The organism is Muricoccus nepalensis (assembly GCF_006438825.1).
Taxonomy (GTDB): Bacteria; Pseudomonadota; Alphaproteobacteria; order Acetobacterales; family Acetobacteraceae; genus Roseomonas; species Roseomonas nepalensis.
In genome coordinates, this window is record NZ_RCZP01000023.1 from 25,566 (window position 1) to 38,502 (window position 12,937).

At 74.5% G+C, this 12,937-nt stretch carries 11 protein-coding genes; 5 read left to right on the top strand and 6 right to left on the bottom strand.

What is annotated here, in order from left to right; genetic code table 11:
• Window positions 1–17 precede the first annotated feature (17 nt).
• Together EAH89_RS19300 and EAH89_RS19305 are read right to left on the bottom strand one after the other, a co-directional pair.
• Window positions 18–989 (bottom strand): acyltransferase family protein, encoded by a 972-nt coding sequence (locus EAH89_RS19300; protein WP_140885350.1) that lies wholly within the window; start codon window positions 987–989, stop codon window positions 18–20.
• 190 nt (window positions 990–1,179) lie between these two features.
• On the bottom strand, window positions 1,180–2,967 hold the full coding sequence (locus EAH89_RS19305) for an aminopeptidase P family protein (protein WP_241667099.1): 1,788 nt from the start codon (window positions 2,965–2,967) through the stop codon (window positions 1,180–1,182).
• A gap of 162 nt (window positions 2,968–3,129) precedes the next feature.
• Here EAH89_RS19305 and EAH89_RS32225 point away from each other — a divergent pair, with 162 nt between their 5' ends.
• Together EAH89_RS32225 and EAH89_RS19315 are read left to right on the top strand one after the other, a co-directional pair.
• A complete protein-coding gene (locus EAH89_RS32225; RefSeq protein ID WP_206667613.1) occupies window positions 3,130–3,501 on the top strand; it encodes a DUF1127 domain-containing protein in 372 nt (123 codons plus the stop codon).
• Between the two features lie 177 nt (window positions 3,502–3,678).
• Window positions 3,679–5,049 (top strand): hypothetical protein, encoded by a 1,371-nt coding sequence (locus EAH89_RS19315; RefSeq protein ID WP_140885352.1) that lies wholly within the window; start codon window positions 3,679–3,681, stop codon window positions 5,047–5,049.
• A gap of 3 nt (window positions 5,050–5,052) precedes the next feature.
• On the opposite strand, the gene EAH89_RS19320 is transcribed toward EAH89_RS19315, so the two are convergent.
• Both EAH89_RS19320 and EAH89_RS19325 read right to left on the bottom strand, forming a co-directional pair.
• Window positions 5,053–5,958 (bottom strand): 50S ribosomal protein L11 methyltransferase, encoded by a 906-nt coding sequence (locus EAH89_RS19320; RefSeq protein WP_140885353.1) that lies wholly within the window; start codon window positions 5,956–5,958, stop codon window positions 5,053–5,055.
• Window positions 5,959–5,983: 25 nt separating this feature from the next.
• Window positions 5,984–8,230 (bottom strand): ATP-dependent helicase, encoded by a 2,247-nt coding sequence (locus EAH89_RS19325; protein WP_408906306.1) that lies wholly within the window; start codon window positions 8,228–8,230, stop codon window positions 5,984–5,986.
• Window positions 8,231–8,304: 74 nt separating this feature from the next.
• Between EAH89_RS19325 and EAH89_RS19330 the strand changes: the two genes are divergently transcribed.
• Window positions 8,305–9,240, top strand: a complete 936-nt coding sequence (locus tag EAH89_RS19330; protein ID WP_241667100.1) for a hypothetical protein — start codon at window positions 8,305–8,307, stop codon at window positions 9,238–9,240.
• A gap of 9 nt (window positions 9,241–9,249) precedes the next feature.
• Here EAH89_RS19330 and EAH89_RS19335 read toward each other — a convergent pair whose 3' ends face one another.
• Window positions 9,250–9,996, bottom strand: coding sequence for a ZIP family metal transporter (locus EAH89_RS19335; RefSeq protein WP_140885355.1), 747 nt, complete (start codon window positions 9,994–9,996; stop codon window positions 9,250–9,252).
• Between the two features lie 101 nt (window positions 9,997–10,097).
• Window positions 10,098–11,048 carry a methylenetetrahydrofolate reductase [NAD(P)H] gene (metF, locus tag EAH89_RS19340; RefSeq protein WP_241667105.1) on the bottom strand — a complete coding sequence of 317 codons (951 nt, stop codon included), beginning with the start codon at window positions 11,046–11,048 and terminating at the stop codon, window positions 10,098–10,100.
• A gap of 179 nt (window positions 11,049–11,227) precedes the next feature.
• On the opposite strand from metF, the gene EAH89_RS19345 reads away from it, so the two are divergent.
• Both EAH89_RS19345 and EAH89_RS19350 read left to right on the top strand, forming a co-directional pair.
• Window positions 11,228–12,049 carry an MlaA family lipoprotein gene (locus EAH89_RS19345; RefSeq protein WP_140885357.1) on the top strand — a complete coding sequence of 274 codons (822 nt, stop codon included), beginning with the start codon at window positions 11,228–11,230 and terminating at the stop codon, window positions 12,047–12,049.
• Between the two features lie 224 nt (window positions 12,050–12,273).
• Window positions 12,274–12,900 (top strand): MlaC/ttg2D family ABC transporter substrate-binding protein, encoded by a 627-nt coding sequence (locus EAH89_RS19350; RefSeq protein ID WP_140885358.1) that lies wholly within the window; start codon window positions 12,274–12,276, stop codon window positions 12,898–12,900.
• Window positions 12,901–12,937 lie beyond the last annotated feature (37 nt).

A 12,937-nucleotide genomic window follows, 5' to 3' on the forward strand; every position in this document is an offset into this window, starting at 1 on the left:
CGGCCTTCCGGCTTTCCTCAGGCGTAGCGCAGCCTGGCCCGGCCGGCGCCGAGCCGGGCCGTGAGCCAGCGCGTGACGGGCTTCTCGACGCCCGCGTGGAGGAGCCAGCCCGCGGCGACGCAGGCCGCGACCACGATCGGCAGCGCGACCAGCGCGGGCAGCGAGAGCAGCGGCGGCCGGATCGCGTGCAGGACCAGCACGTGGCTCAGGTAGAGCGCGTAGGACGCGTTGCCGAGCGCGAGCAGGGGTGCGAGGCGGGGCAGCCGGCCGGACGCCTCCAGCCCGAGCGCCCCGGCGACGACCAGGGCGGCCGGGACGCCCCAGACCAGCCAGCGCCAGGTCGTCGGCTCCTGCGCCAGCCCGAGCTGGGCGGCCAGGAAGGCGAGGCCCATCGGCAGCAGCGGCGCAGCGGACCGCAGGAGGCCGCGGCGCCACGCCTTGCAGAGCCAGATGCCCGCGAGGAACTCGAGGAGGAGCGAGCTCACGACGCTCGTCGGCGAGTTGACGCCGGGGTGCAGGATGGCGCCGGCCACGCCGAGCGCGGCCAGCGCGAGGGTCACCGCGGCCAGCCGGCGGGCCGGCGCCACGAGGAGGGAGAGGGCGAAGATCGCGTAGAAGAAGGCCTCGAAGTTGAGCGTCCAGCCGACGATGACGACGGGATAGCCGGGGCCGTCCGGCCCGACATGCGGCCAGAAGAGGAGGGACTGCGCGATGTGCGGAAGGTCGGTCATCCGACGCTCGGCCACGGTGAGGAGCGTCACGATCCAGTAGAGCGGCACGACCCGCAGCGCGCGGGCGCGGAGGAAGGCGAGCGGCGTCTGATCGTCCCGGCCGACATAGGCCATGATGAAGCCGCTGATCACGAAGAAGAGGTCCACCCCCGAGGCTCCCAGCCCGGTCGGCGTCCAGTTCGTGTGATGGACGACCACCCCGAGCGCCGCCAATCCGCGAAGGTACTGAATGGACAGGAGAACGGGCGTCTGCGGCATGGATCATTCCTGCGGCGGACGCGGGGTGACGCCCTGGTGTCGGGGGCGGCGGCGCGCCGCCGGGCCGGCCGGGGCGAGGCGCCCGGGCGTGAACGGCCGGCTGCCATAGGGGTATGCGGCCGGCGCGGCAACCCACCCCCCTCCCCGCTGGCCCTGGATCGGGCTCGGGATCGGCCCCCGGACCCGGCGCCTAGAGCGGCGCGCAGGCCCCCCGCAGCCAGGCCGCCGCCGCCTCGTCCAGGCCGGGCAGGACCTCGTCCAGCACCCGCGCGTGGTAGGCGTCTATCCAGGCCCGCTCCGACGGGACGAGGGCGGCGGGGTCGATCAGCGCGCGCTCGAGCGGCGCGAGGGTGAGGGTCTCGAAGCGCAGCCAGGGGCGCGGGCCCGGCACGCCCTCGTCCGGGCGCACGAGGAGGAGGTTCTCGATCCGGATGCCGTAGGCGCCCGGACGGTAGAAGCCCGGCTCGTCCGAGAGGATCATCCCCTCCCGCAGCGGCACGTTGGCGGCGTTGCGCGAGAAGGCGGCCGGCCCTTCGTGGACCGAGAGGAAGGCGCCGACGCCGTGGCCGGTGCCGTGGTCGTAGTCGAGCCCGGCCTCCCAGAGCGGGCGGCGCGCGATCGCGTCGAGGTGCGGGCCGGCGACCCCCGCAGGGAAGCGCGTGGCCGCCAGCGCGACCATACCGCGCAGCACGAGGGTGTAGCGCGCGCTGAGCTCGGCGGGTGGCGCGCCCGGCCCCACCCAGAGGGTGCGGGTGACGTCGGTGGTGCCGTCCAGGTACTGCCCGCCGCTGTCGATGAGGAAGGATTCGTCCGGCCGCACCGCGCGGTTCGTGGCAGGGGTGGCGCGGTAGTGGATGATCGCGCCGTGCTCCCCCGCGCCGACGATGGCGGGGAAGGATTCCGCGCGGAAGCGCTCCTCCTCCCCCCGGAAGGCGAGGAGGCGCGCCGCGACGTCCATCTCGGTCAGCGCGCCGCGCGGGGCCTCGGCCGCGAACCAGGCGAGGAAGCGGGCCAGCGCCCGGGCGTCGCGACGGTGCGCGGCGCGGGCGCCCTCCTGCTCGGCGGCCGTCTTGGTGGCGCGCGGCAGGCGGACGGGGTCTGGCGCGAGCGCGACCTCCACGCCCGCGGCGCGGAGGGTGTCGGCGAACCAGGCGGGCGTCGCCTCGGGGTCGAGGCGGACGGTGCGGCCCTGGAGCGCGGCCAGCGCCCCCGCCAGCGCCGCGCGCGGCTCGACCGAGACCGCGTTGCCGAGGGTCGCCCGCAGCGCCGGCCCGGCCTTGGCGGGGTCCATGAAGAGGGTGACGGACCCGTCGTCCCGGAGAAGCGCGAAGGCGAGGGCGAGCGGGGTGTGGCCGAGGTCGCCGCCCCGCATGTTCAGCAGCCAGGCGACGGAGTGCGCGTCGGCCAGCACCGCCGCCCCCTGCCCGGCTTCCCGCAGGACGCGCGCGATCTCCTCGCGCTTCTCGGCGGAGGAGCGGCCGGCGAATTCCTCCGGCCAGGGCTCGGCCGGGGCGGAGGGCGCCGCCGGCCGGTCCGTCCAGGCGGCGTCGAGCGGGTTGGCGGGGAGTGGGACGAGGACGGCGCCGGAGGCGGTCAGCCGGTCGAGCGCGGCCTGGGGATGCAGCCAGGGGTCGTAGCCGACCCGCCGCCCCGCCGCGTGCTCCCGCAGCCAGTCCACCGGCGGCTGCTCCGTCAGGTGCCGGCGCTCCCAGAGGGCCGGGTCGGTCTCCTGGGCGAGCTGGGTGGTGTAGCGGCCGTCGGAGAAGACCGCCGCGCGGTCGGGCAGGACGATCGCGAGCCCGGCCGAGCCGGTGAAGCCCGTCAGCCAGGCGAGGCGCTCGCCGGAGGGGGGGACGTATTCGCCGAGGTACTCGTCGGCGCGGGGGATGATAAATCCTTCCACTCCCGCCCGGGCGAGCTCCTCGCGCAGATTCGCGAGGCGGTTTGCGTACGAAGATGTGAAGAGTTGGTTACTCAAGACATAGTTCCCCAGACCTCCATGCTTTCCTCGCATGGCTCCAACACATGAACAGCGCGCCATTCGTGACGGCAGCGACCTTATATACTCGCCACACGAGACGGGCGGGCAGCGGGAACATGGGTTCCTGCGGGACGCCGCCCTCGACACGGACAGCAAGCAATGAACCCCCGCATCTCCCAGGCGCACAACCCCGCGCCGATGATGCCCTACCCCGCCAACCTCCCCGCGATCAGCCAGCGGGAGCTCCTGCGCCAGGCGAACGAGTCCCGCAACGCGGTCGTCGCCTCCGGCCTGCAGCGCATGGTGGCCGGCTTCGCCGCCTGGATCCAGCGCCGCCGCGCCGAGGCCGAGCTGCTCGCCCTGAGCGACCGCGAGCTGGCCGACATCGGCATCAACCGGAGCGAGATCCGCTACGTCCTCGACGGCCGCATGCAGCCCGCGCGCGAGGCGCCCGCGCCCCGCGCCGCCCAGGCGCCCGCCTCCGTCCCGGCCGCGGCCAACGACCAGTCCCGGAAGACCGCGGCCGCCTGAGGCCCGCTTCCTTATTACCGGGACGGCCCGCGCGGCCGTCCTGATGCCCGGCCCGCGCGGCGTCCCCTTCCGGGGCGCCCCCGCGGGCCGGTGCTGTTTTGGGCGTTTGGTGTTTTGGGCCCCTGCTGTCTCGGGCGCCCGCCCGCTGCTAGTCTGTGCGGGCATGACGCGTCGCCGATGACCGCCGCCGGGATGAAGACCGCCGGGGGGAACGCCGCCCAGGCCGACGCCCGCCGGATCAACGCCTTCCGGGCCAGCGCCCTCGGGCGCCGCCCCCGCCGGGCACCGGTTCCCGGATGGGCCGCTGCCCTCCTGGCCGCCCTTCTCCTCCTGCCCGCCGCTGCCTCGGCGCAGTCGCGCTCCCGCGGGCGCGCCGCCGCGCAGCTTCGCCAGGCGCCGCCCGAGGACCCCGACGAGGCCTCGACGGACCTCACCGCCCCCACCGGCACCCTCGGCTCCGCCCTCACCCTCGAGCGCCGCAGCGGCCGGAACGGGCGCGGCGCGGCGAACGAGCCCTCCACCACCACCATCCTCGGCGCGCGGGTCGGCCTGCCCGAGGGGTTCGCGGTCCACACCACCCTCCACGCCGAGCCGCTGGATCCGCTGGGCCTGGAGCGGACGCGCCTGCCGGAGCACGCGGTGTGGGTCGAGACGCTGAACCTTCGCTGGCAGCGCGGCCCGCTGGTCGTCTTCGGCGGCAAGATCCACCCCCGCTTCGGCGCCGCCTGGTTCCGCGTGCCGGGCCTCTACGGCGCCGACCTCGCGGGGGACTACGAGCTTCGCGAGAAGCTCGGCGGCGGCGTCGAACTGGACCTGGAGGACGTCTTCGGCCTGCCCGACGCCCTCGGCGGGCACGAGTTCCGGGTCGAGGGCTTCCAGGCCGACACGACGGACCTCTCGGGCGGCCTGTTCCGCCCCCGCTGGGCCGAGACCGTCACCGCCACCGACCCGGCGACGGGGGCGACCAGCCTCGCGACCCTGCGCCACCGCCGGAACAGCCGCGCCCTCGGGGGCGCGGACAACCGGCCGGGGCTGGCGGGCCTCACCGCCTCCCTCGTCGGCACGGGGATCGACCTGCCGGGCGACGCGGGCCTCGGCTACAGCGCGGCGCTCTCCCTCCGCCAGCCCGGGGAGGACGCCACGGGGGCCGGGCGCGGGCGCCGGGAGCGGGGGGCGACCGCCGCCCTCTTCGGCGAGTTCGGGCTGCCGCTCGGCCTCCGCCTGCTGCCGCTGGTGGAGGTGGCGGCGCAGGAGGCGGCCGGCGGCTTCGCGGGCAGCCGGGCGGCCTGGCTCACGGGGGCGGTGACGCTGCGCCGCGGGCCGGTCGCGGCCAGTCTCGTCGAGATGCGGCGGCGGGTGAGCGACCAGGCCGCCGGCCGCGCCTTCTGGCGGGAGCGGGCGGTGAACCTGACGCTCGACCTCGGCGCGCTGAGCGGCCTCGCGGCCCTGGCGCCGGTCTCCCTCAGCCTCGACGCGCGACGGGCGGCGCAGGGGGGGCAGCGGCTGACGGACCTCGCGGCGGGGCTGGTCGTCAGCCTTTCCTTCTAGGCCTCAGCCGGCCTTGCGCAGCACCAGCGTCGTCCAGGGCCCGACGTCGAGCCGCCGCTCCAGCCGCAGCCCGCCGCGGCGGTGCGCCGCCAGGACCTGCCTCGCCTGGATGCCGAGCAGCCCCGCCAGGATGGCCGTGCCGCCGGGGCGGAGGTGCCGCGCCAGGTCGCGCGCCATGGCGCAGAGCGGGCGGGCCAGGATGTTCGCGAAGACAAGGTCGTAGGCGCCGCGCGCGACGGCGGGCGAGGTCCAGCCATCGGCCAGGACCGCGCGGACGGTCGGCTTCAGCCCGTTCATGGCCGCGTTCTGGTTGGCCACCCTGACCGACCAGGGCTCGATGTCCGTCGCCAGCACCCGGCGGTGCAGGGCGCGCGACGCCGCCATGGCGAGGATGCCCGAGCCGGCGCCGAGGTCGAGCGCCCGCAGCCGGTCCTTCGGCAGGGGCCGCATCCGGCGCGAGACCGCCTCGAAGGCGATGAGGCAGCCGCGGGTGGAGGCGTGCTCGCCCGACCCGAAGGCGAGGCCCGCGTCCAGCACCAGCACCGTGCGCCCGGGCACGCGGCGGGCCGGCAGGTGGGTGGGGCGGATGAGGACGCGGCCGCCGATCTCCTGCTCCGGGAAGGCCTCGGCGGTGCGGGCGAGCCAGCCCTCGGCCTCCACGGGCGCCCGCTGCGGCGCGAGGTCGAAGCCGGTCATGAGCGAGGCCAGCGCGAGCGCCGCCGCCAGTTCGTCCTCCTTCGCGCCCTCCTCGCGCACGCCCTCGACCCGCCAGGTGTCGGTGGCCTCGTCGAGGAAGAGGGAGACGGTGCGGCAGGCGCGGGCGAGCGCCGCCTCCACGGCGGGGACGGCCTCCTCCGGCAGGCCGTCGATCCAGACGGATTCGAGGTTCTGCGCGTGGCGCCGCGACATCAGGCGCGCCCCCTGTGGTGCGACATCATGCCCTCTCCACGAAGCTGTCGAGGACGCGCTTCTGGCCCGCCTTCTCGAAGTCCACCTCCAGCCGGTTGTCGTCCACCGCCGTGACCCGGCCGTAGCCGAACTTCTGGTGGAAGACGCGCTGGCCGACCTTCATCGCGTCGGCGCGGGCCGGGCGCTCCTTCACCTCCCAGGCGCCGGCCTCGATCACGCGCGGGCGCTGCGAGGAGAAGGGCGAGCCGCCGCTGAAGACCGAGGGCGCGTCCACCATGCGCGCGCGCTGCGCGGCCCCGCCGCCCTCGCGCTCGATCTGGTCGGGCGGCAGGTCCTCGAGGAAGCGGGACGGGATGGCGGCGGACCAGTTGCCGTAGATCCGCCGGTTCGCCGCGTGGGAGATGACCGCCATCTTCCGCGCGCGGGTGATGCCGACATAGGCGAGGCGCCGCTCCTCCTCGAGCGACTTCGTGCCGCCCTCGTCCAGCGCGCGCTGGTGGGGGAAGAGCCCCTCCTCCCAGCCCGGCAGGAAGACGAGGTCGAACTCCAGCCCCTTGGCCGCGTGCAGCGTCATCAGCGAGACGCGCGCGCCCTCCGCGTTCTCGTCGTTCTCCGTGACCAGGGCCACGTGCTCGAGGAAGCCCTCCAGCGTCGCGAACTCGCCGATGGCGCGCACCAGCTCCTTCAGGTTCTCGAGCCGCCCCGGCGCCTCCGCCGACTTGTCCTGCTTCCACATCTCCGTGTAGCCGGACTCGTCCAGCATGGTGGCGACCGCGACGACGTGGCCGTCTCGCTGCATCAGCGCGCGCCAGCGGGAGAAGCCGTCGAAGAGCTCGCGCATGGCGGCGCGGGGCTTGGCGCGCATTGCCTCGGTGCGCGCCAGGCGCTCGGCGGCGATGGCGAGCGGGATGGACTGCTCGCGCGCGGCGACGTGCATGGACTGCAGCGCGCCGTCGCCGATGCCGCGCTTGGGCGTGTTCACGATGCGCTCGAAGGCGAGGTCGTCGCTCGGCTGGTGGAGGACGCGCATGTAGGCCATGGCGTCGCGGATCTCGGCGCGCTCGTAGAACTTCAGGCCGCCGACCACGCGGTAGGGGATGCCGAGCGTGATCAGCCGTTCCTCGAAGGAGCGCGTCTGGAAGCCGGCGCGAACCAGGATCGCGACCTCGGCGAGGGAGACGCCCTTCCTCTGGGCCTGCTCGATCCGCTCGCCGACCATGCGGGCCTCCTCCTCGGAGTCCCAGAGCGAGACGACGCGTACCTTCTCGCCCTCGGCGTCGTTGCGGCCGGATCGCAGCGTCTTGCCGAGCCGCCCCTCGTTCTTGCTGATGAGGTGCGAGGCGGCGGCGAGGATGGGGCGGGTGGAGCGGTAGTTGGATTCCAGGCGCACGATCTTCGCGCCCGGGAAGTCCTTCTCGAAGCGGAGGATGTTCTCCACCTCCGCGCCGCGCCAGGAATAGATCGACTGGTCGTCGTCGCCGACGCAGCAGATGTTGCGGTGCTCCTGCGCGAGCAGCCGCAGCCAGAGGTACTGCACGCTGTTCGTGTCCTGGTACTCGTCCACCAGGATGTAGCGGAAGGCGCGGTGGTACTGGGCCAGCACGTTGGGCTGGGTGCGCAGGATCTCCACCATGTGCAGCATCAGGTCGCCGAAGTCGGCGGCATTGAGGTCGCGCAGCCGCGACTGGTAGGCCTCGTAGATCGCGCGCGCGCGGTTGTTGGCGTAGTCGCTGTCCTCGGCCGGCGAGACGCGGGCGGGCGGCAGGCCGCGGTCCTTCCAGCGCTGGATCACCGCCATCATCCCCTGGGCCGGCCAGCGCTTCATGTCGATGACGGCCGCGTCCATCACCTGCTTGAGCAGCCGCATCTGGTCGTCGGTGTCGAGGATGGTGAAGGAGGAGGTGAGGCCGACGTATTCCGCGTGGCGCCGCAGCATGCGCGCGCAGAGGGCGTGGAAGGTGCCGAGCCAGAGCCCCTCCGCCGGGCGGCCGAGGATGGCGGAGACGCGCTCCCGCATCTCCCGGGCCGCCTTGTTGGTGAAGGTCACCGCCAGCACCTGGTTCGGGAAGGCGCGGCGGGTCATCAGGATATGGGCGAAGCGGGTGGTCAGCACCCGCGTCTTGCCGGTGCCGGCGCCGGCCAGCACCAGCAGCGGCCCGTCCACGGTCTCCACGGCCTCGCGCTGCTCGGCGTTGAGCTTGGCCAGGTAGTCGTCCGTGGGGACGGCCAGGCCTTGGGGATTCGCTTGGGGGGGCTGGGCTGGTGGGAACACGGGGGCGGCTATAGAACGGGATGCGAACCCGCGCCAACCACGATGACCGGACGGCGCCGCCGGGAATGTGCCGATTGCCCATCCGCCCCCTCCTCGAATGGTCCGCCCGGCACGGGGGCGCGCTTCTGGCGGTGGGGATCTTCGCGGGGCTGCTGAGCCCGCCCGTCTCCGCCGCGCTGCGGGACGTGGTGACGCCCGTGGTCGCCTCCCTCATGACCCTCGTGCTGCTGCGGGTCGACCCGGCGCAGGTGCTGGCCTATCTCCGCCGCCCCCTGCTGGTGGTGGCCCTCCTCGCCTGGATCCTTCTCGCCTGCCCGGTCTTGGCCTTCGCCGTGGCCTGGGTGACGGGGATGGACGGGCCGCTCGGCGCCGCGCTCGTCATCATGGCCACCGGCTGCGCCGCCACCTCCTCCCCCGCCTTCGCGCGGCTGGTGGGGCTGGACGGGGAGGTCTCGCTGGTGGTGGCGGTCCTCTCCACCCTGCTGGTGCCCTTCACCGCCCCGCCGCTGGCCCTCGGCCTGCTCGGGATCGACCTCGCGATCTCGATCGGCGCCCTGACCGGGCGCCTCGTGCTGGTGGTGGGGCTGCCCCTCCTCCTCTCCGTCATCATCCGCCGGATCGTCCCCCCCGCGGCGCTGGAGCGCTGGGGGCGGGCGGTGGACGGGGCGGTGGTGCTGCTCGTGGTCCTCTACGGCTTCGGCATCATGGACGGGGTGCTCGCCCGCCTCCTCGCCTCGCCGGGCTTCGTGCTGGGGGGCGTGGCGCTGGCCTTCGGGGGGTCCTTCGCGCTGAACGCCGCCACGGCGCTCGCCTTCCGCCCGGCGGGGCGGCGGGTCGCCCTCTCGGCGGGGCTGCTCTCGGGCAACCGGAACATGGCGCTCTACTTCGCCGTGCTGCCGGCGACGACGGACCCGCGCATCCTTCTCTTCTTCGCCCTCTGCCAGTTCCCCCTGTTCCTCTCCCCCTTCTTGCTCCGCCCGGTCTACCGGCGCTTGCGGGCGGAGGCCTGAGGGGCGCGATCAGCCGCCCAGCTTCGTCAGCACGAAGGCGGCGAGGAAGCCGAGGACGGTGATCAGCCCGGCGTAGTCGTGCGCGGTCTCGAAGGCCTCGGGGATCATCGTGTCGGCCAGCATGGCGAGGATCGCCCCGGCCGCGATCGCCGTGACGAAGGCGACCGCCCCCGCGCCCGCCCCGTCCATCAGCAGCGCGCCGAGCAGGGCCGAGAGGCCGGAGACGAGCGCGATGCCCGTCCAGACCCCGAAGACATAGGCCGCCCCGCGCCCGGCCTTGCGCATCCCCGCCGCGCTGGCGAGGCCTTCCGGCAGGTTGGACAGGAAGACGGCGGCGACGGCGACGAGGCTCACCCCCTCGCCCGCGAGGAGGCTGACGCCGATCACCACCGATTCCGGGATGCCGTCCAGCAGCGCGCCGACCGCGATGGCGGTGCCGCTGCCCCCCTCCTCCGCCTGCTGCGGGCCGGAGCGCTTGCGGTGGCGCGCCCCGTAGCGGGAAAGCGCGATGTTGGCGGCGGTATAGGCCACCGCCCCCGCGAGGAAGCCCGCCGCGGTCGGGCCGAAGCCGCCGCGGCGCTGCGCCTCGTCCATGAGGTCGAAGGAGAGGGCGGAGACGAGGACCCCGGCGCCGAAGGCCGTGATCGCCGCGATCCAGCGGCGGGGCAGGTCGGCGAACCAGGCCAGGGCCGCGCCGATGACGAGCGCCGCCCCGCTGAGGAGCCCCCAGAGCCCGGCCTGGACGTAGAGGGGCATGCTGGCGCGCTCCGCGGGGGAGCCCTGGCAACGCGCCGGGGCCGCCGCGGTTCGCGCGGCCTCACGCCGCCTGGGGCGCCGGCGGGGTCACGCCGGCTGGGTCACCCTTGGGGGCGGGCGCCCAGGATATGCGCGATGGCGTAGGTCAGGTCCGGGCGGTTCAGCGTGTAGAAGTGGAACTCGTCCACCCCGTTCGCCTGCAGCAGCCGCACCTGCTCGGCCGCGACCACGGCGGCGACCATGCGGCGCGTCTCCGCGTCCTCGTCCAGCCCATCGAACAGCGTGCCCATCCAGTCCGGCACCCGGGCGCCGCACATGGCGGAGAACTTGGCGACCTGGGCAAAGTTCGACACCGGCAGGATGCCCGGCACGATCGGCACGGTGATCCCCGCCGCGTGCGCCCGGTCGATGAAGCGGAGGAAGGTGGGGGCGTCGAAGAAGTACTGGGTGATGGCGCGGGTGGCGCCCGCGTCGATCTTGCGCTTGAGGTTGTCGAGGTCGTCGTCCGGCGAGGAGGCCGTCGGGTGGACCTCCGGGTAGGCCGCCACCGAGATCTCGAAGTCCCCGATCCGCTTGAGCCCCGCCACGAGGTCGGCCGCGTAGGCGTAGCCGCCCGGGTGGGGCTCGTAGCCGTTGGCGCCGCTGGGCGCGTCGCCCCGGAGCGCCACGATGTGCCGCACGCCGGCCTCCCAGTAGTCCCGGGCCACCGCGTCCACCTCCTCCTTCGTCGCGCCGACGCAGGTGAGGTGGGCGGCCGGCGTCAGGCTCGACTCGCGGAGGATGCGGGTGACCGTCGCGTGGGTGCGCGCCTGGGTCGTGCCGCCCGCGCCGTAGGTGACGGAGACGAAGCGCGGCGCCAGCGGCTCCAGCCGCTTCACGCAGGACCAGAGCTGGGCCTCCAGCGCCTCGGTCCGCGGCGGGAAGAACTCGAAGGAGAGCAGCGGCGCCGGCATGGCCGTCAGGGAGGGCAGCGCGTCCACGCGCGGCCCGCTCAGCCAGTTGCCGAGCGTCTTCGCCTCCGCCTGGGCCTGCTTCGGGGAGGGGGGCGACATCTCGTTCATGCGGTGGTCCTAGAGCATCCCGGCGGCGGATCGAAGCGGCAAGTGGGGCCGGTCCGCCCCCGCGTCCAGCCGCCGCGGCCCGATGGCGTGCCCGGCGGCGCGCCGGATGGACGGTTCCCCGGCCCTGCCGCGGGTGCTAACACGGCGGGGACACCGGATTCCCATCGCCCATGCGCCACGCCCCCCTCCGCCGCCTCCTCCCGGCCGCCCTGGCCCTCGGGCTCGCGGGCGGCCTCCTCGCCGGCTGCGCCACCCTGCCGCCGCCCGACGACAAGGACGCGCTGGAGGAGTTCCGCGCGAACAACGACCCGGCCGAACCCTTCAACCGCGCCATGTACGACGTCCACCAGGCGATCGACACGGCCGTGCTGCGGCCGGTGGCCGTCGCCTACCGCGCCGTGGTGCCGCCGCCGGTGCGGACCGGCGTCTCCAACGTGCTGAGCAACCTGCGCAGCCCGGTCATCCTGATGAACGACGCGCTGCAGGGCGAGACCGAGCGCTTCGGCATCACCCTCGGCCGCTTCATGATCAACTCCACCCTCGGCGTCGGCGGCATCTTCGACGTGGCGAGCCGCTTCGGCCTCGTGCCCCACACCGAGGACTTCGGCCAGACCTTCGCGGTCGCGGGCGTGGAGGAGGGTCCCTACCTCTTCATCCCCATCCTCGGCCCGAGCAACCCGCGCGACCTCGTGGGCTTCGCGGCCGGCATCGCGGCCGACCCCTTCAACTGGCTCACCTTCGGCAACCGCGACCTGCTGGACGCCCTCAGCTACGCCCGCGCCGGCGTGACCGTCGTCAGCACGCGGGAATCGCTCCTCGACACGCTCGACGACGTGCAGCGCACGAGCCTCGACCCCTACGCCACGCTTCGGAGCGCCTACCGCCAGCAGCGGGCGCGGGAGATCGCCAACACCGGCTCCGGCGCCGTCCCGGCGGCGCCCCAAGGGCTGGGCACCGGCCTGGGCAACACCACCGAGGGCGGGCAGCCCTAGCCTCCCGCCGATGTGACCCCGGGCGGGCGGGGATGGCGCGGCGTGCGGGACGACCGCGGAAACCTGGGCGCGCCGGTCCGCGTCGTAGCACGGTTCGTTACCGTTGCGGCGGAACGCAACCGCCGCCCGGGCGTTGAGCCCCGGAACCCGTCCCCCCACCTGGGATCCGGCGGTCGACCCCGTGCCGGCCCCTGGCGCACAGACAGAACGAGACTTTCAAGCCGATGACCGAACGACGCCCCCTCCTGGCCGCCGGCGCCGCCCTTCTGCTGGCGCGCGCCCGTCCGGCCGCCGCGCAGCCGGTGGACACGGCCCGGGCCGCGAGCTTCATCCAGGCCACCGGGCGGGAGCTCGTGGCCGCCATCAACGGCGGCGGGGGGGTGACGCAGCGGCGCGACCAGGTGGCCGCCATCCTCCGCCGCGCGGTGGACGTGGAAGGGGTGGGCCGCTTCATCCTCGGCCGCTACTGGCGGGTCGCCACCCCCGAGGAGCAGGCGCAGTACATGCGGCTCTTCGAGGAAACCCTCATTCGCAACCTCTCGGCCCGCTTCGGCGAGTACCAGGGCGTGCGCTTCTCCCTCGGCCGCAGCCAGCAGCGGACCGAGGACGACGCGCTGGTGAACACCATCGTGGAGCGCCCCAACCTTGCCCCCTTCTCGCTCGACTGGCGGGTCGGCGAGGTCGGCGGGCAGCCGCGGGTGGTGGACGTCATCGCCGAGGGCACCTCGCTGCGCCTGACCACGCGGAGCGAGTACTCCGCCGTCATCAGCCGCAACGGCGGCCGGGTCGCGGCGCTGCTCGACGCCATGCGGAACCAGGTCGCGCAGCTCGCGGCGCGCGAGGGCCGCTAGCCGGCCCGGCCGTCCACCGGGGGCTGGTCACGAAAAT